Source organism: Sphingomonas sp. MA1305 (assembly GCF_016107325.1).
Lineage (GTDB): Bacteria > Pseudomonadota > Alphaproteobacteria > Sphingomonadales > Sphingomonadaceae > Sphingomonas.
This window is the reverse complement of record NZ_RCVT01000006.1, coordinates 47,969-70,610: the sequence shown is the minus strand read 5'-3', so window position 1 is coordinate 70,610 and position 22,642 is coordinate 47,969. Positions and strand designations below refer to the sequence as shown.

Annotated in this window: 16 protein-coding genes; 6 read left to right on the top strand and 10 right to left on the bottom strand. The window is 61.9% G+C overall.

The window, feature by feature from the left end:
* Positions 1–154 precede the first annotated feature (154 nt).
* The 5 genes from D9601_RS17970 to fcl all read left to right on the top strand — a co-directional run bounded on the left by D9601_RS17970 (position 155) and on the right by fcl (position 7,346).
* Positions 155–1,516: a hypothetical protein gene (locus tag D9601_RS17970; protein ID WP_198355465.1), complete on the top strand. Its 1,362-nt coding sequence runs from the start codon at positions 155–157 to the stop codon at positions 1,514–1,516.
* 31 nt (positions 1,517–1,547) lie between these two features.
* Positions 1,548–3,260 carry a hypothetical protein gene (locus D9601_RS17965; protein ID WP_198355464.1) on the top strand — a complete coding sequence of 571 codons (1,713 nt, stop codon included), beginning with the start codon at positions 1,548–1,550 and terminating at the stop codon, positions 3,258–3,260.
* Positions 3,242–5,155: a hypothetical protein gene (locus D9601_RS17960; protein ID WP_198355463.1), complete on the top strand. Its 1,914-nt coding sequence runs from the start codon at positions 3,242–3,244 to the stop codon at positions 5,153–5,155. Before D9601_RS17965 ends, D9601_RS17960 begins: the two co-directional genes overlap by 19 nt.
* Positions 5,156–5,304: 149 nt before the next feature.
* Positions 5,305–6,375 (top strand): GDP-mannose 4,6-dehydratase, encoded by a 1,071-nt coding sequence (gmd, locus tag D9601_RS17955; protein WP_198355462.1) that lies wholly within the window; start codon positions 5,305–5,307, stop codon positions 6,373–6,375.
* Positions 6,376–6,383: 8 nt separating this feature from the next.
* Positions 6,384–7,346, top strand: coding sequence for a GDP-L-fucose synthase (fcl, locus tag D9601_RS17950; protein WP_198355525.1), 963 nt, complete (start codon positions 6,384–6,386; stop codon positions 7,344–7,346).
* A 26-nt stretch (positions 7,347–7,372) separates the two neighbouring features.
* On the opposite strand, the gene D9601_RS17945 is transcribed toward fcl, so the two are convergent.
* The 5 genes from D9601_RS17945 to D9601_RS17925 are packed head-to-tail and all read right to left on the bottom strand — an operon-like array spanning position 7,373 to position 13,284.
* Positions 7,373–8,125: an HAD family hydrolase gene (locus tag D9601_RS17945; protein WP_198355461.1), complete on the bottom strand. Its 753-nt coding sequence runs from the start codon at positions 8,123–8,125 to the stop codon at positions 7,373–7,375.
* Complete coding sequence (locus tag D9601_RS17940) at positions 8,125–10,173, bottom strand: hypothetical protein (RefSeq protein WP_198355460.1); 2,049 nt, start codon at positions 10,171–10,173, stop codon at positions 8,125–8,127. The genes D9601_RS17945 and D9601_RS17940 overlap by 1 nt, the downstream gene beginning before the upstream one ends.
* Positions 10,164–10,775, bottom strand: a complete 612-nt coding sequence (locus D9601_RS17935; RefSeq protein WP_198355459.1) for a hypothetical protein — start codon at positions 10,773–10,775, stop codon at positions 10,164–10,166. Before D9601_RS17935 ends, D9601_RS17940 begins: the two co-directional genes overlap by 10 nt.
* Positions 10,772–11,476 carry a glycosyltransferase family 2 protein gene (locus D9601_RS17930; RefSeq protein ID WP_269769694.1) on the bottom strand — a complete coding sequence of 235 codons (705 nt, stop codon included), beginning with the start codon at positions 11,474–11,476 and terminating at the stop codon, positions 10,772–10,774. The genes D9601_RS17935 and D9601_RS17930 overlap by 4 nt, the downstream gene beginning before the upstream one ends.
* Before the next feature lie 11 nt (positions 11,477–11,487).
* Positions 11,488–13,284 carry a hypothetical protein gene (locus tag D9601_RS17925; RefSeq protein WP_198355457.1) on the bottom strand — a complete coding sequence of 599 codons (1,797 nt, stop codon included), beginning with the start codon at positions 13,282–13,284 and terminating at the stop codon, positions 11,488–11,490.
* Between the two features lie 22 nt (positions 13,285–13,306).
* Between D9601_RS17925 and D9601_RS17920 the strand changes: the two genes are divergently transcribed.
* Entirely contained in the window at positions 13,307–15,175 is a 1,869-nt protein-coding gene (locus D9601_RS17920) for a hypothetical protein (RefSeq protein ID WP_198355456.1), read from the top strand.
* A 788-nt stretch (positions 15,176–15,963) separates the two neighbouring features.
* Here D9601_RS17920 and D9601_RS17915 read toward each other — a convergent pair.
* From D9601_RS17915 to D9601_RS17895, 5 genes are read right to left on the bottom strand one after another with little or no spacing between them, the layout of a single operon-like run.
* Positions 15,964–16,440: a GtrA family protein gene (locus D9601_RS17915; RefSeq protein WP_198355455.1), complete on the bottom strand. Its 477-nt coding sequence runs from the start codon at positions 16,438–16,440 to the stop codon at positions 15,964–15,966.
* Positions 16,437–18,179, bottom strand: coding sequence for an NTP transferase domain-containing protein (locus tag D9601_RS17910; RefSeq protein WP_198355454.1), 1,743 nt, complete (start codon positions 18,177–18,179; stop codon positions 16,437–16,439). The genes D9601_RS17915 and D9601_RS17910 overlap by 4 nt, the downstream gene beginning before the upstream one ends.
* A 9-nt stretch (positions 18,180–18,188) precedes the next feature.
* Entirely contained in the window at positions 18,189–19,187 is a 999-nt protein-coding gene (locus D9601_RS17905) for a class II aldolase/adducin family protein (RefSeq protein WP_198355453.1), read from the bottom strand.
* The gene (locus D9601_RS17900; protein WP_198355452.1) at positions 19,184–20,368 is read right to left on the bottom strand and encodes a hypothetical protein; all 1,185 of its coding nucleotides are present in this window, start codon (positions 20,366–20,368) and stop codon (positions 19,184–19,186) included. The genes D9601_RS17905 and D9601_RS17900 overlap by 4 nt, the downstream gene beginning before the upstream one ends.
* Positions 20,369–20,406: 38 nt before the next feature.
* The gene (locus tag D9601_RS17895; RefSeq protein ID WP_198355451.1) at positions 20,407–22,635 is read right to left on the bottom strand and encodes a GumC family protein; all 2,229 of its coding nucleotides are present in this window, start codon (positions 22,633–22,635) and stop codon (positions 20,407–20,409) included.
* Positions 22,636–22,642: the final 7 nt, after the last annotated feature.

Here is a 22,642-nt window from a genome sequence, read left to right as displayed (position 1 = left end):
ATGCATGGAGGGCATACACACACGCCTGATACGGCGCAACCGCCCCTTGTTCGCGGCCCTTGCTTAGGACAGGCTTTTTTGCCCTTGGCGGGTCGCACCCCGCCGGGTATACCCCCCGACGTAATCGCCCACGGAATGATCGCACCGCATCGTCATGTACATTTATCAAGGCGCGACGCGGCATTCCGGCGGAATTACCATCAACCAGCTCTTTCGCTATACATTTTATGGGCTGTATTATTTTGTTAATTTCGTTCTTTGTCACGACCTCTTTAATGCCATACTAACGCTACCGCTATTCTTTGCGATCATAGTCGCCCTTCACTACTCGCCAAAAAATTCTGTTGGGCAGATAGATATTATTTCTATCATATATTTCCTGTTTTTCTGCATTATCCCGTTACAGAACGTTGACCATGGAGTCATTTTATTCGGTGAAATCCAGCAGGGATGGAATTACCCGGCAAAGAACTTCGTGATCGTATACGGTCTCGCACTGTTCTCTTTCTGCTGTATCGTCCTCTCAACCGTCCGTTCCTCACAAAATGCGATGCCGGTGGTCAGGGTACGGTACGAAATGAAGCCGCTGTTTTTTTTACTGGCGATGGCCTCCTTCGTAGCAACGGTGCTCCTTCATGGGGGTATTGCGACAGTGCTTACTCCGCCGCTGTTGCGCGAAGAGAATGTCTTATCGTCAATTACCCCAGCGACGCTCGGCGTTCAGTCCATGGCAGCGCTGATGTACGCAATCGCGTCGCGCGACCGGCCACAAGCGTTGGACATTCCCGCGATGCTGGTGATGTTCCTATCGCTTCTATTCGTGGCGAGTCCGATCAACGTCAGCCGCTTCGCACTAATTGGGGTTTGGGTTCCAATCCTGCTGTTCTTCGTCCCGGCACTGCTGCGCACGGTGGTCTTCTATCCGGTGACACTGCTCAGCCTAATCATATTCGTACCGCTCTTGGGCTTCTATTCGCGATGGGGATTTAGCGGCAACGGCCCGGCCCCCAGTAGCGACAGCGGCTCACTTCTCACGCTGCGCGATATGAACGTCGTCGAGTTCTCGCTGGAGGGGCTTGCTTATGTGGAGCGCGCCGGGCTTCAGCACGGCAAGGTTCTACTCAGCACCCTTTTCATCCATATCCCGCGGGCCTGGTGGCCTGGCAAACCTTATCCGAGCAATCTGCTCGTCGGCGAACAGCTCGCCGATTTATTTTCCTACGGCAATCCCAATATTGCGGTGCCGTTCATGATTGACGGCTATATAGATTTTGGGCTGATCGGGGCGGCGATCTATTGTATTCTATTTGCCTATATTCTGTTCCTGCTCAATCGCAGTGTCCGATTCCTAAGCGGCGGCTTCGAGCCCTATACCGCCTGCTTCATAGGCAATTTCCTCATTCTCACCCGCGGTACACTAGCAGTCGTCTTCACCCTCTTCGCCGCCCAAGTCCTAACCCTCGCGCTTCTCCGCAGATTCACCACCAGCGATGTCCACCTGCTCAGCACCGGATAGAAGCTCGGTGCGCCATCCGTGGATGCTAGCCATGCTCATTGCGCTCACCGCATTGTTTGGCGGTGGGCAACTCCTTCCCCTGCGCAGCGTCGGCTTTACCGAGGGGTTTCAGCTCATGGTGCTGAACCTCGCCGCGGAGCACGCAGCGGGCTGCGGGCCGGTCGCCGATCTGGCGTTCCCACTGGCCGCACAATTCTATTATGTTACTCGCTTCGGCCTCATCGCAATCCTCGCTGCACTCGATCCACTGATGGTCGCCGATCCGCTGCCGATGGTCGCCGCACTGATGATTGCGAGCCTCGCGACTTATCTGGCCGCCACGGCAATATTGATCCGCCGGCTATTTGATGCTGGGCCTGGATGGACCCTCCTTGCCGCCGCTATGTGCCCGGCGATCACGGCATCGGCTTATTACCTCAACGACTCGCTGCCCAGTGCGGCGCTGGCAGTTACGGCGCTCGCGCTATTTGCCGGCGCCTCGTCCTGGCCGCGTACCATCGTGACAGGAGTGCTGCTGGGATTAGGGGCGGTACTGCGGATCGATGCATTGTTCGTCTGGCCGATTTTACTCATGATCGCGCTGGCCGCGGGGAACGGATGGCGGCGTGCGCTGAAGCAGGGGCTGGCCGCGGCAATTACCGCAACGGCGACGGCGAGTGCCTGCTATCTGGCAGGCGGTCTCTCTATCCTCGATCCCTTGCGGATCGGGCAGGCAATGATCACGCTGTGGATGCCGCAGGTTTCGTCGTTCCATGCCGCTGCAATTATCGTGGTCGCAGTGACGCTACCGCTGGTGATCGCCGCGCTCGCTGGCGCCTGGCGACTTTGGCGTGACAACGGAGCCGGGCATTCTCGGCTCCTCATAGCCGTAGTGGGACTGGGCAGCTATCTGCTCATCTACAACCTGTCCCTCTACCAGCCACGCTACCTGCTGCCGGTGTTGCCGCTGGTGCTGGGGCTGGCCGCAACCGGACTGCGCGATGCCTTCACCCGACCCCGCATCGTGGGAGTTGCCGCTGCGATTCTCCTTGCAACCCTCCAGTGGTTCGCCCCCTATGTCGCGATCGCCAGCGAAGGGCCCCGCGCCGTCACCGGACAAATGTGGAACACGCTCGATTGGACCCGTTGGCTGGCACAGATCACCAAAGGCACTAGGATAACAACTACCCAGTTGAACTCCGTACTCCGCTTGGGCGGCCCGCGGCAAACTATCGTGACGGTAGGATGGAGCGAGGAAAGGCTAACGGTGCTGGCGCTGGAGCGGGGCGGGTTCGTGGCGACCACTCCTGAGCGACAGGATTTTTGCGCCCTAATCGGGCAAAAATGGATTGACTCGGCAGGCCGGATGGTTCGCCATGTCCGACTCGAAATCCCCTTCACTGGGGCACAGCCGCGCGACCTCGACCGGTTGCTGGTTAACCGTTGCTGGGCGCGCTGGGGAGGTCACCCTTCCCATGCGATCATAATCGATGCGGCCCCTGCCGCGCCGGCTTGGCATTGGGCACGTCCCGGCATCAGTTATTGGATCCCGCGATTACGGATCGCCGCCCCCGCCGCGGCCATTCCCATTGATGGGCCCTCATCCAGCCCGGCCGCCCTTTCAATGTTGACAAAGGCGACACAGCCCGATGGACGGCTGCTCCAGCCTTATCCGCTTAGCTTCGACGGTACCTCTCTTGCTGCCCCAGCCGCAGGGCGGGCCTGCCTCCTTCGACCACGAATGCCATGGCAGAAACCGTCATGACCCTCACGCGTCGCGATGCGTTTGCCAGAATCGCGGTTGCCTCACTCGTCCCGGTCGATGCGGCGCTACGGGCCGGCCGCGTCGCAGTCTGGCAAGACGACGTCGAGCTCGCCGCGGTACCGCCCCCCACCGAGGGGACGCAAGCAATCCTTGCCGCCCCTGGCCGGGCCGGGCTGTTCGTCTATAGGACCGGCGACCATCGCGCTCAGATCGCGGCTGATCCTCGCCGCGGTCTGAGCATCGCTCCGCACACTGCCCCGGACGGGGCGGCAGGCGCTTGGTGCCGGGTTGTTGATGGTGACCTCAATCTCCAATGGTGGGGCGCGGCGGGTGACGGGGTCGCTGACGACAGCGACGCGCTTGCCGCGGCGATGGCGATGGTCGCGTTCGGCCCCTTCACCGAACGTTTTGAAGCGCAACGCGCGCTCTATATTCCGCCGGGCACCTATCGGCTGACGCGGTCGGGGCTCTTGTCCAACCATGTCGGTGAGCAAAGGCTGAGCTATCGCCTCTATGGTGCGGGTGAGGGGAGTGTACTGTGGCTCGACCCTGCAGCGCCCGGCTCTGACGAACTCTGGTTCTATGACAACGGTACCATTCCGCGCGGATCAGGGCACAGCTATGCGAACCTTTGCTTTGCGGGCGGCCGCGATTGGCGCGCACTGCCGCCATCGGGCCGCCAAGGCCTTTATCCTAACCTGTCACCCCGTGCCTGCGGCTTCCGCTTCAGCGGTCCTTATTATGAGAGCGGGCATGTCTTCACCGACTGTTCGTTTCGCTATCTATGGCAGTCGATTCATCTGGCGGGCAGCAACAACGTCGACTCGATCCGCTTTCTCGCCTGTGATTGGCAAGCCTGTCGCGGTCACTTCCTACTCGACAATCCGCAGTCGTTCTGCGTCTCTCTAATCGACCCTTACGTATCGCTAGGGTTCGGTACCTTTTTGGAATGGGGGCCCGGGGCGCAAGGAGCCGGTGCCTTCTCCTGCTACGGCGGACAGATCGTAATGGCCGAGGCGGCGGAGAACGGCGGGGCAAAGTCCGGCGATAGCCTAGTGGTCGACGCCCGTCGCGGCGCCCCCAATTCGGGCAATGCACCGGTGCTCTTTTCGGGAACGCGCTTCGAGCTCTACGCCTCGTCGCGCCTGTTTGATATTGCGGCGGGCGCGGGCACCTTATTCACCTTCCGCGACTGTGCGATCCTGACGACCAATACCAAGCCCAAGATTATCGGGCGGCTTGCGACCAACTATTGCACAGTGTCTATCCAAGACTGTTCGATCTACGATCAGGGGCTCGGCGGCCTCGACTGGGTGATTTCATGCGCGCTGGGCTATGGGATGGAAGGCAAGCTCGCCGTGCTCGGCTCAATCATGCCCGCCGACTTTCTGGAGCGGGTGCGGTTCGAAAATAAGGGTGGCTGGCTTCACGTCGCCGGGATGCGGGGCGCATTCGCACCGGCGGGCGGTGCCCCGCACATCGTGCTCTACGACGGCGACCGTTTCGCCGATGGCTTTGCCCAGCATGCCGGGCGGACGATCGCTGTAAAGGCGGCACGGATCGATCGCGGACTGGCGCCCGACGACCGCGATGGCGTGGTCACTCAATTGCCACCCGGAGCCCGGCTGAAGTCCGTCATGGTCCGCATCACGGGAGGCAGCGATGCGCCCTATCGGGTGATCGTATCAGATGCCGACCGACACCGGGTCTTTGCCCGCTCGACTCCTGCTCCGCAGAACGTCGGTCACTTCGCCGAGAGCGGAACCCTCCTCCTACGCTTCGACGGTCCGCCCGAGACGCGACGCATCAGGCTGTGGGCTGACGACGGCAAAGGCGGTGCGCCCCGCCGTGGCAGCACCGACGCCGTGATCGAAGCGTGGTGTGAATATTATTAGATCCGCAATCCCGGAGCGATGTGTCCGAATGTATCCGACCGACCACGGGCCATAATCGCTCGGTAATGCTTGTCAGTGCCATTGCATCGTGGGATTGCGCTTACCGCGCCTACGGGGCGCCGGCAGCGCCGACGACACTAAGGATTTGCATGGCTGAGAAACGGAAAACCGCGCTGATTACCGGCACGACGGGTCAGGACGGCGCCTATCTGGCCGAGCTGCTGCTTTCGAAGGGCTATGAGGTCCACGGGCTAAAGCGGCGCTCGTCATCGTTCAATACGGGGCGGATCGAGAATATCTACCAGGATCCGCACGAGGAGGGTGCACGCTTCCATCTTCATTACGGCGACCTGACCGACAGCACCAACCTCATTCGGCTAGTCCAGCAGGTCCAGCCCCACGAGATATATAACCTCGCCGCACAGAGCCACGTCCAGGTCAGCTTCGAAACTCCCGAATATACCGCCAACGCCGATGCGATCGGGACGCTGCGCCTCCTTGAGGCGATCCGCATCCTGGGGCTGGAGAAGACATCGCGCTTCTACCAGGCGTCGACTTCCGAACTCTACGGCCTCGTTCAGGAAGTACCGCAGAAGGAGACAACCCCTTTCTATCCCCGTAGCCCCTATGCCGTTGCTAAACTCTACGGATTTTGGATCGTGGTCAATTATCGCGAGGCGTATGGGTTGCACGCGTCAAACGGCATCCTGTTCAATCACGAAAGTCCGCTGCGCGGCGAAACATTCGTCACACGAAAGATCACCCGCGCGGCTGCCGCGATCAAACTTGGTCGGCAGGAGAAGCTTTGGCTCGGCAACCTTGATGCCAAGCGTGACTGGGGCCATGCCCGAGAATATGTCCGCGGTATGTGGCTGATGCTCCAGCAGGACCAGCCAGACGACTATGTACTGGCGACCGGGTTGACGACCCCGGTACGTACCTTCGTCGAATGGGCATTTACCGATGTGGGGATCACCCTGCGCTGGGAAGGCGAGGGAGAAAACGAAAAGGGCTTTTGCACCGAGACCGGTCGTTGCCTGGTCGAGGTCGATCCGCGTTATTTCCGTCCAACAGAAGTCGACCTGCTGATCGGAGACCCAACCAAGGCAAAGCTGAAACTCGGCTGGACCCATGAAACAAGCCCCCGCGAGCTCGCCCGCGAGATGGTCCTCGCTGATCTTCAGGTGATGCGCGATGCCCCGATCGCCAAAGGATCGTGACCGCCATTATGCATGGGTATGATCTTGCTGGTAAAAAAGTCTATGTTGCCGGACATCGCGGCATGGTGGGCTCGGCGATAGTCCGCCGTCTCGCTCAGGAGGATTGCCAGGTCCTGACCGCTGGACGCGATACGCTCGACCTGCTTAATCAGGCGGCGGTACGCGCTTGGTTCACGACCGAGCGCCCCGATGCGGTCATCCTCGCCGCGGCAAAGGTCGGTGGCATTCTTGCCAACGACACCTATCCTGCCGACTTCCTCTACGACAATCTAATGATCGAGGCGAATGTCATCGAGGCGGCGCACCGTACCGATGTCGGCCGACTGATGTTCCTCGGTTCGTCATGCATCTATCCTAAGCTAGCACCCCAGCCGATCACCGAGGACGCACTGCTGACGGGTTCGCTGGAGCCGACCAATGAATGGTATGCGGTCGCTAAGATCGCCGGGATCAAGCTCGCCCAAGCCTATCGCCGCCAGCATGGCCGCGACTATATCTCGGTAATGCCGACCAATCTCTACGGCCCCGGCGACAATTTCGACCTCCAGGGCAGCCACGTCCTGCCTGCACTGATCCGTAAGGCGCACGAGGCGAAAAAGCGTGGCGACACCGGGCTAGACATCTGGGGCACCGGCACGCCACGGCGCGAGTTCCTCCATGTCGACGACCTCGCTGATGCCTGCGTCTTCCTCCTCAAGACCTATTCAGGGGATGCCCACGTCAATGTCGGCTTCGGCAACGACGTGACGATCCTAGAGGTTGCACGGATGGTAATGGAGGTGGTCGGTCTCGTCGGCGAGGTCCGGACCGACCCGACCAAGCCCGACGGAACCCCGCGCAAACTGATGGACACGAGTAAGCTACGCGCGATGGGTTGGAGCCCGCGGATAGGTCTGCGACACGGTATTGCCGACGCTTACCGCTGGTTCCTGGAGACCGGCGGTATGGCGCGTGGGATGGCGGCGGGGTAGAGTCCGGGCTGCCTTCGCTCCTATTCCTAGCCGACTGGTTTCAGTCCGCGCAGGAAGCGTCGCAAACTGCCGTAATCATCGAACACCGCATCGGGAACGCCCGCGCCGTCGCTTTCGACGACGACCCCCGCGTGGCGCTTCTGGATACCAATCGCACCCACCGCCTCGCGCGCGCCGCGAATGTCGGATCGAGGCTGCTCGCCAATCATCCATACTGGCCCCTCAACCCCACCAAGCTTGGCGAGCGCCAGCTCGAAATTAGTTGGATCGGGCTTGTCGACACCGGATTCCTCGGACGTCACAATCCAGTCGATATAGCGATCGATCCCGAAATGGATGATCTTTCGGAACTGGATTTGCGCGGTGAGGTCGGTAACGATCACCGTCTGCGTGCCGTTGATCCTGAGGTCGTCGAGGAAGTCGACGACTTCAGGAAACAGTCGGGCGACGTCAAGGAACGCGCGCCAATAGGCCTGTTCGAGATTGAGCACGATCAGCGGTTGCGTGCGAAACCCGGCCCGCTCAATGGTCCGCTGGAAATAAAGAAGCCGGCTGTGCGAGCTCGCGATCCGTCCCAGCCGCCGCTTCACCTCCGCCCGGGCATCGGCGAAACAGTCGAGGAAATCACGCGGCTGTATATTGAGCACCTGCCGGGCAAGGGCGCATGCTGCATCCATCCCTGCCGCATTGGCAGGTGCATATTCATAGAGGGTATCGTCGAAATCGAGCAGGACGCAGGCAGGCTGAGTGGTGAAGGCCGCAGGTTTCAGAATGTCCATCAGGATTCCCTAATAGTCGCAAGAGCTTGGCTCAATTGGTCGAGGACCGCGAGCTGCATGACGCCGATGAGACCTTCCTGCCATTGCGGAGTCAGCGACAGGAAGTCGGCCATTTCGGGGACCAACCGTCGACTGGCGGCGATGATATCGTTCGTTGTCGCAGCGCCACTTACTTCGATCGTTTGCCAGCCGTCGGATCGCTCTACCGGCAGAATCGTCATTCCAGCGATCGATACTAAAATGCGGGTCAGCCGGTCTAGGTCGCGGTTCTGGCGCACCGACACCCTGAGCGCCATCCTAATCGGCGCAGCCGAGGTCGGACCTGCCGCGAGCTGGTGACGGTCAAGCGGTTGGAGTGACAAGACGAGGCCGGCATGGTCCCGCTGCGGCTCGATGAAACGCTGGCTGTCGGGCTCGCGCCGCTCAATCGAGGCAAGTACGGTTTTGGCATGGTGGCCGCGTACCAGCGTGTCCCGCTGAAGCTTTAGAAAGATCCGGAGACCGCGGTCCATATCGAGGAAAATGCCGAGGTCATAGGCCGCCGCCAGCTCGGGCGAGAACAGGGCGTGGAGCCCTGATGCGACGATGACATCGGTTGGTGCAATCCGGTGCGGCTTGGTCATTCGACCGACCCGATGGTCATAATGCGGCACCTCGACCACATGGCCGTCACGCAGCGCCATAATATCATGCTCGAACCGGCGCAGATCATTGGCAGCGGGGTGGAGATGGGTCATCGCGCGCCACATCGGCTTCTGCCGGTCCCAGCTGTGATAGTCGTCGCCTGAAACCTGCGAGGTGGCGTTGGCGCCAAACACTTGGCCGAGCGCGGCGGCCAATGTGTCCTTGCCTGCCCCCGAATCGCCGGCGATGCCGAGCACCAGCGGCCGCCGGGTCGCGCGGAAAAAGGGATCCCGCACCACTCCGTTCAGTCCCATCCGGAAGGCGATCAGCCCGCCCGCTGCAACGTAGAGCGACAGGAGGAGGTTCATCGTCCGCGGCGACCATGGCCCCGCCCCCTGCCCGTCCGCCACCAAGGTCGCAGCCCCGCTCGATGCGCCGGCATGGAAGAGTACGAAGACAACCGCAAACGCCGCGGCGAGAAGCCAGCTGCTACGCGAGCCGCGGGCAAGATGGAACACCAGGAATGGCATCAGCCACAATGACCAGCCCGGCGAGGCCGGCGTGAGGAGGAAGAGAACGAAGAACCCCATTCCCACGGCGTTCATCAGAATCGCGAAGTTGAACCGCCGCATCCGCCATATTGCGATCAGCAACGCCAGGAAAACCACCGGCATGACGTAGATCAGGTGATCGCCATAGCCGATCGTCAGTGAAAAGGCCTTGTCTCGCTCGGGCGTCTCCAGGACCATCGTGCGGAACCCCGACGAGGCAAGGCATGGAAGAAGGACGAGGAGACCAAGGAGATTGGCGGCGATAAGCCGCGGCGCCTTGGCACGGATCCGACGCGCGGCGAGGGTGTACATCCAGACAAACGGGATCGCGATCCCCATGCTCATCTTGGCGGCGGTCGCCAGTCCGAAGGCAACACCCGCGCGTCCAAAATGCCGTTCGCGCAGAAATACGAATCCGGTTGTCATGATCGCAACGGGAAAGACATCGAGCTGGCCGTGCCAGTAATTGATGTAGAGGACGATCGGTGACAGCCAATAGGCATAGACCACGGTCCAGCGATGCTCAGGCTTCAGCAACCAACGAAGCACCGCGAATAGAAGAAGATCGAACGCAAGCACGCTCAGCGAGAGCCCGACCGCTCCCCAGCGTGCCGAGACTAGAAGCCCGAGCCCGGTCAGCGGCGCGAATGCGGCGAGATAGAGCGGACCGTAGGGGAAGGCGCGCGGTGCCCCTCCCCCAGCCAAGAATGCGGTCCATGGGTCCACGCCGAAGACGTGCCACGCATTGGCCAGAAACGGCAGGAACCACTGGGCATAGACGACCGGTACCGCCGCGGCGACAAGAAGGAGGCGCAGAGCAAGCCCGAGCGCGAATGCGCGCCCTGCATGATGGCGAAACACGATCAATTCCACAGATCCGCCCGCTTGGTGCACACCGCATCCATCGCAACGCCGTGGTCGGCAAAGTGCCGCTTCAGCGCCGCGACCTCCGCCTCGGGATCGCGGCCTTGCAGTTCCGGCGAAACCAGGCACAGCTTCAGTCCCGCCTCGGCAAGACCGATCAGCGTCGCCGCATCCGGGAGCCTGGGGGTGAACAGGTCGACCCAGACCCAGTCGACCATTGACGCAACCGCAAGCGCGGTCTGCGGCGATTCATATTCGGAGACGCGCACCGCGCACCGTCGTTCGCCTCTGCGCGCGGTGCGCAACATAAACGGAAAGGATTGGTCGAGGAAGAACCAGCGATCGATGCCAGCCTCTGCCATCAATGTCTCGAGCCGCTGTTCGAGCCCCTCCTCCTTGACGTTGAGAATCAGGGTGCCGTGCGCATAGCCCTCCAACCATGTCTCGAAGGCAAGCGCGCGGACATAGGGGTCATGGTGGATGACGAGGTCAGGTCCGATACTACGGATGTCGACCTCCACCCCATGTTCACGCGGAGTCGCGGCCAGCTCCTCCACGGTATTACGGCGGTGCGCGATAATCTCAGACGCAACGATCCGGGGCAGGCTCATCGCTTGGACCTCTTGAGTGCGAAGGAAAAGGCGAGGGTGCGACGGACGAACTTCATCCGCGCCTTCATCCCGGTGTTCCAGTGCGACGTTCCAAATGCCCGCGGACCAAAGAGAACCGGAAAGCGGCGGACGACGCAGCCTAGGTCGCGCGCCTGCCAATAAGCATAAAGGTCGAGCGCGAAATCATCGGGAGGGTCCCGCCATGCGGCGAATTGGCTGCGGTGGAACATCGTCGGTTGGGCATTGATGTCGGACATCCGTCGTCGAGTCAGCAACGTTTCAAACACCGACATCCCCGTGGTAAACAGCGTGTCGACCAGCGGACGGCCATAACGACGGCCCTTAACGAACAGTCGTTCGGGGTTTGCAGCGACCCGAAAGAAGTCCAATCCTTGCCGCGCATCGACCGGGTCGGTCTGCTGGTCGGCATGGGTCCAGGCGAGGATCTCGCCCTCTGCGGCGCGCAACCCGCTGAGGATGCCGTGGCCATAGCCCTGGTTGCGCTCGACGCGGATGCTGCGAATCTGCCCGCCGGGCGCCAACAGATCGGCCAGCACTGCCGGCGTGCTGTCATTCGACCCGTTGTCCACGAGGATCACCTCGATTGCAGGATCGTCAGCGATCAGCGCGCCACACCGCTCGATCAATGCGGGCAAGTTCCGCGCTTCGTTGTAGCACGGGATGACGAGGGACAGTCTCATCGCCAAATCCTCTATTGCCGTTGGAAACGCACGCCGGGCAGGCGCACAAGGGTCGCGAAGAAGCCGTTGCCGCCGCCTTGGGTTCGCGCACTCGCCTCGACCTCGGGGGCAGCGATCGGGCCATTGACCAACACCTGTCGGGACGTGCGGGCCAGGCACTGGCCAGGAGCCGCAGCCGGGCGAGCAAGCCTAGCAAGAAGAGTCGCACACGCCACCTCGTTGAAGGGGCCACGATGCGACAGCATCAGAATTCGCATCGGCCGTGTGCCGCCGAGCGGACGCATGTCGCCAAGCGGATCGGCAAGAGCAACGGGGACTAGCTGGCGGACTGAGGGCATCAGCATCGGCTGGACGGTCCAGTCATAGCCCATCACTAGGTCGGGCTTCGTGGTGCGAACTAACCCGACAATCCGCGCTTCCGAGAAGGGATCGCTCCGCTCTCTGACGAGCCCAGGCAGCGCCGCGCCCGCGGCGGTGGCTAATCCTGCAGCGAGGATGGTCGCGCCCACCAACCGCACCGCCGCGCCCGCGCTGACAAGCAGTTGCTCTAGCCCCACGCCCGCCAAGATCGCGATGAGCGGCAGCAGGACGAGGAGATGTCGGGTCGGAGACAGCGTCAATCGACCGGTTGCAACAAACAGCAGGAACACGGCGAGCGTCGCTGCAGTATAGACAGCCAGCGCGGACAATCCCTGCTGCCCTTCATTCTTGGCCGGCGCGCGCAATGCGATCCTGACCGCGCTGCCGAAGCCAAGCATCGCCAGTATCCCGATAATCGCAGCGAATATCCCGCCGACGAGGCTGTCGGGAGCGACGGGAGCGACGATTGCGCACAGCGTCAGCCAACCGTTGGTCACCAGGAAGCCCGGCAGGTGGATCGCCGCCTCGCCGACCGTTGCCGGGTGGAATAGGAATTGGCCATGAACTCCGGCATTCCAGTTTACCGCAGGGATCGTACGCAATCGAAACACCCAGGCCGGCAAGATCGCAACCGCAAAGACCAGCCCGAGAAGCACCGGGACTCTGAGGATCGTGACAAGCCGGCCGGCGGGGCCAAAACCCTGTGCCCTGCGCGCTGGCTCGCCCCCGCGGAGCCAGATCGTCGCCAACACCACGATATAGCCCGGAACCAGTAGGATTGCCTGGTAGCTGATATAACCGACAAGCGCGAGGATTGCGCCGCGGGAAAGGAGAAAGCGCCGGTCAGCGCGCGGCGCGGCACCGTCGCGGATCGCCAGCCAGAGTAGCCCAGCCGCGGCGAAGACCGTCGCGGCATAGCTGTGCATCTGGACCGACATTACGGTGAACTCGCGCGAGAAACCGAGCACGCTCGCCGCCACGATCGCACCCGCCATGCTGCCGGTTGCGGCATTCGCAGCGCTTGCGGCGACCGCGATCGCTGCAAGTGCGAACACCAGCGACGGTAGCCGTCCCCACAGCTTGACCATGGCATAGGGCTGGTCGGGCCCAATCAGCAACGGGGTCGCAAGGAAGGGCAGCGGCGGATAAGTCCACTCCATGGGCACTGCGACGAACGGATAAAGCGGTGCGGCGGCATTGATCGCATAGCGAACCGCAGGTCGCGCAAGGAGAGCGCGCAGCGCTGCAGTTCGCGCCGTCGCGCGCCCCATCCGCTCTTTGGCCTCGATCTGGGCAATAAGATGCGCCGTATCGTTGGGCTCGGCCTGTGTCCGGACAATTGACAGCGCGACCCCTAGATCATCGACATGCCCAAAATGCGCCTCCAAAAGGACGACACGGCCGATCCCCGCAACGGCCAACAGGACGAGCAGGATCGTGATCGGCATAGTGTGCCGCAGGGACCGAAAAGTGTCGCGCAAAACCGGAAAACTGCCGATGGGATCGAAGTGCGGGCTCTCTTTGCGGGATGATCCCATTGCGCGCAAGAGTGTGGACGCGGCGCGGCGACAGAGGATAGACGCACCTTTCGCTATCAGCAGTCCGGGAGCAATTGTGCGCGCAAATCATAGCGGCCATCGGCGATGGCGGCCTGTCGCCGCGATCTTTGCGATAACGGTCGGACTGTTCGGCATCGTCCAGGTGCTCGCGTTACCCTTTGTCGGGCTGACCGAGGGGTTCCAGACGATGATGATGTCGATGTCTTGGGACATGGCGATGCAGAACCGCGTCACCGCGGATCTCGCCTACCCATTCAATGCCGAATTTTATTATGTCAGCCGCTACGGCATGGTGACGCTGCTCGCACTTCTCCAGCCATGGCTCGCCGCATATCCGGCACTCGGCATCTCCATGGTGATGCTCACCTCGCTCGTGCTCTACGTTGTTGCGACTCTGGTGTTCGCGGGACACGTGTTTGGGACGCAACGTCGCTGGAGAACCGCGGCGGTCGTATTGGCGCCGGTCGTTGCGGCGTCGGCATATTCGCTCAATGACTCGCTGCCAAGTGGAGCGCTAGTCGCTGCAGCGCTCGCCCTCTGGACGACGCCGCGACGCCGGACGGCGATGGATCTTGCCGGCGGGGCCGTGACCGGACTGCTTCTGGGGCTAGCGATCAGCCTACGGTTCGATGCGGCCTTTATCCTGCCTGGCATGGCGGCGCTCGCCTGGTGGCGGGATGGTGTCCGTCCCGCGGTGATCCGGATCGCCTTGATGGGGCTGGTCGCGCTTCTTGCGGCGTCGGTGGTCTATGGAACCGGTGGACTGACGATCCTTGATCCGCCCCTGATCGGTCGGGTCGCGATCGGATTGTGGTCCGAACCGATATCGCTTGCCCATCCGCTCAAGGTAGCGGCCGTGTCGCTTAGCCTGCCGGCCTGGATCGCTCTTGTCATCGGACTCTGGATAATCGCCCGCCACGACCGGCGGCTCGCCGCCACCGTTGCGATTGCGATTGCGGGCTATCTCCTGCCCTATGCTACCTCGCTTTATCAGCCACGCTACCTGTTGCCGGCCCTTCCCTTCCTCATCGGCCCCATCGCGGTCGGGCTGGCGGGGGCGTTCACATCGGATACTGCCACCGGCAATATGTCGCGGATACTGTGCACGAGCACGCTGGCGTTCTTCCTGCCGGTGGTCGGTGGCCAGAGCGAGGGCCCGCGTGCGGTAATCGGCAACGTCTGGAATGCGATCGACTGGACAATATGGCTGGCCCGGCTGCGACACGACAATGCCGCCGCAGCGCAGGCTATCGCCGCGGCAGGAAACGACGGACAGCCGATCGTATCAACCGGCTGGTCGGAAGAACGGCTGGTCCACCTTGCGCTGGTCGATGCCGGGTTCCGCCCGCTGCCCCTCGACGGAACCGGACGATGCCGGCTTGCGAAGCAACGCTATCGCCGAGGGGGGCAGGTCGTCGACCATATCCGTCTCGACGTTCCGTTCACCGGTGCGTCTACCCAGCGGGTCCATGCGGTCCTCGTCGCCCCCTGTTGGCAGACCTGGGGGATTCTATCGGCCAGGACACCATCCGTGGTAACCTTCGTAACCGCCTCGCTCGATCGCCCCACCGGCGTGCTCGGCTGGCTTACGCAGGGATCGGGAGTCAATTGGCGGCCCCTCGTGGTGACGCTGCCTACTGATGAGATCGCCGCGCGAGTCGCGACAATGCCCCTCCCCCCGCCGCATCGCGACCGGCTCGACGCCGTCACCGCCCGCCCTCCGCTATTAGCTCCCCGTCCCCTGTTGCTCGGGGCACCTCGCTTCCTACCAGGGTTCTGATTATGGACCGGTAACTCTGGTCAGAACCGACCTAGCTCTCGCACTATTTTGTGCAGCACTCCGGCAAACGGCCTGCATGATCCGCCATCTCAAGATAGTCGGGCCGTTGGCTTCCTCACAGCCCGAGGCCAAACGGGACCTGCCGCAGAGATGCACGAAGCTTGAGCGCCAGATCAGTAGCCAGCCTTTCTGCGGCGCGGAGTGGCTAGTATAGCTGTAAACGTATCTGGGAAGATTAACTTCGTAGCAACAACGTCATCATTTGAAGACATGCTTATACTGCAATCAATGCAGCATTTCGGCCACTCGACCTATCATAGCGACAACTACGCCGTATAAGGGCGGCGTAATTTATCTAGAAACCGCTGGGGGTATATGGGCATGACCGACCGATTGGCATGGTCCGCGAATAGTCTCGTCCGCTGAAGCTATAAACGCAGATCGTGCTTTCGCCCTCCCGATCCTGTGAGGACAGGGTTGCGAAAGAGGGGATCGTCTCCTGCGCTTGTGGGAAAGAGGCCGCAGTTGCGGGGCATTTCTTCCATGAATCGATCCGCACCGCGATCGGCCGAGCACCTGTCCCCGCCGCAGCCGCCCGCTCGGTAGAGGCGGATGTCGTAGCGGGAGGCAAATGGTCCTGCTTGTAGACGCAGATGCGACGGTTACCCTCCACCCGTTCCGACAGGAGCTGCGCCGATCCGGCAGCCGGGGCGACCAGTGCGATCACAACGAAGGCTGTTTGGAAAATGGTCAAACCAGATCGTATCATATTTTTCTCTGACGGCCGATCATTGGCCCGATCCGATGGGAAACTGGCGACGAAACACCCACAGCCGCATGCCGAGGAAATTATAGACCGTCGACACCCCAACGGCAAAAACGAAGGCGATGGCAGTGGCATGGTGAACGAGCGCGGCGGGTGAAACGGATTTAAGGACCGTCATTGCTGCGCCGTTCGCCGCAACATTCAGGATCAATGCAGTCGCATAGAGGAGGCAGCAGCGTAGCACCACGTTGCGCCCGTCGGGCCCCGCATAACCAAAAGTCCAGCGATAGTTGCACGCTATTGAACAGGCGGTACCGACCAAATAGCCCGCCGCCTTCGCAACAGGTGTCACCACCGTCAGCAGCGCCAAATGATAGACGATACCGTCGAGCAGGGTAGAAAGGAGTCCTACCCCGACGAACCGGCCAAACTGATGGTGAACGGCGTCGCGGATCCGATCAGGCGCGGGGGCTAGCTCGGGAGTGGAACGCACTGTCATCCAAGCCATGCTCGCGCCGCGCGGAAGAGGTTGCCTGCAACGCTGCGCGGCGCGCCGCCATCTTCCTCTGCGACGGGGCGTGCCGTCACCCCGGTAGGCCGCGGCGGGGCCTGCCACGCATAGTCGGCCGCGAGCGCCGGAAGCGTCGCAGACGGGATCCTCCAATCCTTTTCTAACCGATAGGGGTGTCCGGTCCATTTGTGAAAGCACGACTGCCAATAGCGGAAGGTGTCGAGGTCGGTCGGGGTCCCCCAACCAAGATAATGGTCGACCTCGAAGATGCGCGCCGTAAGACCGGCGGCCAGCACGTCCTCAATCAGGCTGTCGATGTAAAACTCGCCATTGACCCTACCGTCACGGGCGATCAGCGCTTCAACCGCGGCGCGGAACTGGTCGGTACGCCGGAAGGTGAACGTGCCGATGATCATCGGGGCAGTTGCCGGATCATTGGGAGCCTGCTTCACGCGCACTCCGGTGACCCGCCCCTCGGCGTCCGCCTCAATCCAGCCGAACATCTGGGGTCGGCGCCGCCCATCGGGGTGGCCGCGCACCGCCCAGACGAGCACATCGGTATCATCGGCGGCCAGAGCCCGTGACAGTCCTGCACTGTCGTAGAGGATGCCGTTGTCACACGCCCCGATCGTCAGTGCGCCCGCTGGATCGAGCCCCTCAGTTCCGATCAGCGCGGTGATCGCCTGTCCCTCTGTCACCTTCTCCAGTACCTCGAACTGGGCACAGATGAACGTCTGACGCAGCTTGCGCTCGATAGCCTCGGCGCCGGGCAAATCGCGGCGCAGCACAAATTTCTGGATCGGAGCGACTGGCAGATCCCGCATCGCTTGGACGATCATCGGCCGGCCAGATACCGGGATCAGCGGTTTGGGCAGGTCGTAGCCGGCATCCGAGAACCGCTTGCCCAGTCCTGCCATCGGCAAAAGAATGGCCCCATCGTGCCGCGCCGCACGCTCCTCAGCCTGCGTGAAGCGGCGGAATGCGGCTGACCAGCCGCGGTATTCCTCAAGATCATCAGGGGTGCCCCATTGCATGAAATGCTGGAGCTCGTAGATCGCAATCCGCCCGCCCCGCGCGGCAAGTACCTTGTAGGCAAGGCTGACATAGAATTCTCCGTTAACGTCAAGCCCTTGCGCCATCTGGTCACGCAGGAGATCGAGGCATAGCGCCCCCGAGCGGAAGTAATAGGTGCCACTAGAGGCGTATTCATCAAACGGATTAGTGGTAAAGGGCTGTTTTTCCTGTATATCCAGCATCCAGCCGCCCTTTTCACGCATGTAGGCGTAGAAGGTCGATCCCAGACTGTGCGGATGGAAACCGCGATAGGCGGGAACGCATCCATCGCAATCGGTCTCCGCAACGAAGCGTTCAAAGTCGTCGAACTGCCAGTAGCAACTGAAATCACAATAATTAACGATCGTCGGCTTCTCAGGATCGATTGCGCTCGCCGCTTGGAGCACTGCGTTGACCGGGCCCAGCTTGTGAGCCGGGATCGGCACGATCGTGCCGTTCGGCGCAAGCCGACGCAACGTCTCGGCCATCCGGTATTGCGGCTCGGCGAGATGGTCCTCATTGCAAATGAAGATGAAGTCGTGGTCGCCGGGGAATAGCGCGACGACATGGGCTATGATCGGTTTTCCGTCGACCTCGATCAGCGGCTTAGGCAGCTGATAGCCGGCACGTCGGAAACGCTCGCCAAAGCCCGACATCGGTATGACGATCTGCACGGCGGTTCCTTACACTTGCTGCGAGAGTTGCTGTCGGTATTTCTCGGCGTCCCAATCAACCAGTTCGCGTTCCTCGTCGGCGGTGAGGACGTTGAGAGGGGCCCCGACAGGGACTCGCGCCAGCGTCTCGGCGATGCAGGCGGCCATGTCATGGGCGTCAGACGGCAGGCCCGGGGGTAGAAGGCATCCAAGTCCGGGGATGATGGAAAGCTTCCCGGGCGGCCGTCCGGGAGGCGTCGCGGCAGTGCCGAGCCGCGCGGCATGGCCCAGAAAGACAACATGGTCGGGGTAGAAGGACCCCGATGCAGCGAGGTGCGCCAGCCGATCGTCGAAGGCAAGTCGATGCGCCGCGGGATCGTTGACCGGGACTCCGCCCAACGCTGAGGCACAGGTGGCGAGACGCGAGTCAGGCGCGGGCGGAGGGGGGATCGATTCCTCGACCCGCTCCATCACCGCGGTAACGAGCGTTTCGGCTTCGAGGATTGTGTCAGCCGCTACAACCAATCCGTGGTTGGCAAGAACCAGCACTGAAAGCGGACCGCGCGCGTCGAGCAGCGCCTGAACCGCCTGGGCGAGGTCGACGCCAGGCTTATGGTAGCCGACCATCCCCCAGCGCAGTCCGGCGAGCCTGTCGGCGAGCACCGCCTCGGCATCCATGCGGATCGCAATCGCAATAAGGGGAATCATGTGAAGGTGAACGACGACTCGCTGCGGCAGGATCGCGTGAAGGCTCGTCTCGATCGAGGCGCGCCGCCCGTCGCTACCGCCCGTCGGGGTTGCTCCCCCCATCGCCATCCTCAGTCCGTCGGCGCGTGCCACCTCTACAAATATATCTCGGCGTGCGGCGTCCTTCAGTCGATACCCTGATGCCTTGACCAGTAACCGATCGTCATATTTGATTGAAGTGTTGCCACCTGCCCCCTGGGCTAGGAGGAAGTTTTCACCCCAGCGCAGCGTCGCGCGGCGCAGTTCTTCGCAAAGCGTCGGGGGATCGACACCAGTCATCATTGCGTTCGCGTCAGCACGACGTCATCAATCCACGGTCGTCCGGTATCCCCGCCATCACCGGCGCTGTCCTCAGCGGAGACAGCGCGGATCGCGATCATCTGTCCACCGCAGTGCGAGGGCGGGACAATAAAATCGAGGGCGACCCGGCCGCCATGTGCTGGCAGCGGCGCTGTCGAGAGTACTTGGCCGCCAGCTCCGTGGCAACGCGCAATAACCGCCGATCCATCTGGGAACGCCCCCGCTGTGCGTAGCGCCAGCGCATAGCGGCCAGCGGGCAAGACTACGAGCTGGCTGGCGACTTCGCCGCTACGGCCATTAGAAGCGGACGGAAATAGCGCGTAGCCTGATGCCGTGGTCCCACCGGGCTGTATGACCCCGGACAGGTCGATCTCGTCGAGGAGCTGCCACCCGAACGGTGGGGCGGCGGGAGGGGCTTCGAACTGGCCGTTGCGTAACAGGTCGCCACCCCCTCCTGACAGCGCCCATGCCTGGCGATAGGCACCAAGCGCGACCAGCCGCACCAGACCTTGGCTGGCAAGCGCGCGCGTATTGGGATCGGACGCCTGCGGATCGATGCGCAGCGCCCGCCACGTTGCAACAATCGTTGTCGGATCGCCCCCGGCTGTGAAAGTCCGCCGCGCAAACTCCGGCCACCACAGCGGCCGGGTGGTAAGCATCTTCATCAGCGGAGTGCGAATTTGCGGGTCAGACGCTGCGTCGACTAGAACGGGTAGGAGCAGAGGCTCGGCCCGGTCCGAGGTCAGCAGCGCCGCATCATAACCGCGCAGAGCGGCCGCGATGTCGCCCCGCGCGACCGCGTCCTCGATCGCCCATAAGGTAGTCGGCAGGTCACGACGCGAGATATACAGGGCATAACGCTGCAACCGAGCGGCGGTCGCCGTATCATTCCGTAGCGCCGCAAGCAGCCCGAGGCTGCGCACCGCGATGATGTTGGTGGGGTCCAGTGCGAGAGCATGGATGGCGTACGCCCGCGCATTCTCGATTTCAGGCGCGTCCATCCCAGGCCTGATCGCAACTGCCGCCTTCGCCGCCATCGCCGTTGCGCTGAAGGGATATGCACGGAGCGCCACGTCAGGCGCGCTGGTGTCGAAGACGCTCGACAGCGTTACACCAACGGTCAGCCAGATCGCGGTAAGTGCGAGACCGGCTGTGGCAACCACCCGTCTCCACCCAGGGCGCTGTCCCGCCATCGCTACCATTAGGCGGTCTTGCTCGGGGCACTCCTGCCCGAAGCTGCTTCGTCCGCTCCATAGCCATAGCCATAGCTATAACCATAATCGAACCGGGCGCGCCGTGCATCGAACTTGGTCAGCACCGCGCCAAGGATCGGGACGTTAGCGGTTCTTAGCCGTTCGAGCGCAACACGCGCGAGCCCCTTCTGGGTTGCCTCAGATTCGATAACAAACACCAACCCGTCAACCTGACTGCCAATAAGGGGAGCATCGGCGAGCCCCATCACGGGCGGCGCGTCGAGCACAACATGGTCGAACCGGGTCAGCAATTCGCGTAGGAACGCGCCGAAACGATCGCTGCCCAGGAGTTCAGGCGCGCTAGGCGGATGATGACCCGCCGGGATCGCGACGAGATTATTCTGGCCCACCGCCACAATGATCTCATCCATCGCTGCCGAACCAGTGAGATATGAGCTGAGGCCGACGTCATTAGCGATATTTAGGCGATGGTGGATCGAAGGCGAACGCATATCGGCATCGACCAGCACGGTACGGCGACCCGACCGTGCGAAGGAATAGGCGAGTGCGGTCGACGTCGTCGTCTTACCCTCGGCGGGGCGGCTACTGGTGATCGCGATCGTACGTGGCAGCCCGGCCGCCGTTGAGAAAGCCAGTGCTGTCTGAAGCGAGATGTACGCCTCAGCCAGCGCTGATTTGGGATCAAGGAGTGAGTTGATGCGGTCCTCGTCCGACACCCGGGGCACTGTCCCGAGCAACGGTACCTTGAGGTCGGCCTCAACGTCACTGGGATCGGTGATGCCCTGATCGATCTGCTCGAGTGCGAAAGCAAGACCAATGCCCACAACTAGACCGGCGAGCAATGCAATCGCTAGGTTGATCGAAAGGCGAGGGCTTGACGGCTTGAGCGGCAGATCCGCGGCATCGACTTGCGAGATGTTGTTGACCCCAACCCCGCCGGCGATACCAATTTCTTTGAACCGTTGGAGCAGTCCGTCGTAGAGTTGTCGGTTCGTATCAACGTCACGCTGGTAGATATTGTACTGAATGCTACGACGCCGCTCGTCGAGCACTCCGCTTTTCAGCTGGGTGACGCGTGCGCGCAGTCGCTGCTCGCGATCCACCGCCGCATCGTAACTATCCTTCACCGAGCCAGAGATGCGCGCCTTCTCCGCAGCAATTGCGCGGTCGAGCGATTGGACTTGCCGTTGGATAGCAGCCGCGGGAGGATAGCTGGGTTCGAACTGCACCATCAGCCGCGCATATTCAGCAGCCAATTCCTCGCGACGCTGCCGTAGGTTGCCAACCGTTTGACTGGCGAGGTCCGCGGCGCTGCTGGCATTTCGCAGCTGCGCCTCAACCCGAAGCCGGTCGGCGACGGCGCGCGACAGTTCGGCATTGGCGCTAGCGAGGTCATCAATTACCAGAGCACGCTCGGTTGTCGCACCGTTTTCGCCAGCGCCACTCGGCAGGTTGATGATCTGTTCTGCGCCGGCATAGCTAACCAGCCGCCGTTCGGACTCGTCGATCCGATCGCGCAATTGTGCAAGCCGCTGCTCAAGGAAACGTCGGGCATAGGCGGTTGCACCGTAACGCCGATTGAGCGTCATCTCGATAAAGGAAGAGACCCAGGTGTTAGCGATCCGCTGCGACAGCAGTGGGTCGGGGGTGGTCACGACGATGTCGATTAATCGTGAGAGACGCTGCGGCTGGACCGAGACATTTTCGAGGAGAATTGCACCAACCATGCGTAACCGCGCCTCGCGCGAGGGAGCTCCCGGCTTTAACCGCCTACCCTCGAACCAGTCTGCCGCATCTCTGACTCCAAACGTCTTGAAGAAGGCAGGGTCGTCCTGTAGTCCCAAGTTTCGCCCGACCAATTCAGCAAGTGTTTGGGCACGCAACAGACCATATTGGGTCTGGTAGAACTCTTGATCGACTGTCGACGTCTTGTTTTCCTCAGCGCCGCGGACCGCGGTGAAATTGCCAGTTTCACGCTGAATTTCGACTACCGACTTAGCTGAATATTCACGTGTCATCAGCAGCGTCACAACGAGTCCAGCCGCCAGAGCGACCGCGACCGCTGACAGGATGATCCATTTGCGGTGGCGAAGGACGTTGATGACGTTGATGATAACGCTGCTGGCAGAGCGCTCCCCCCGCCCCGCTAAGTCGAGATCCCTATCATTTGCCGTCAGGATCCCGGCGTCGCGATCATTCAAGATAATCTGGTTCACAAATCAA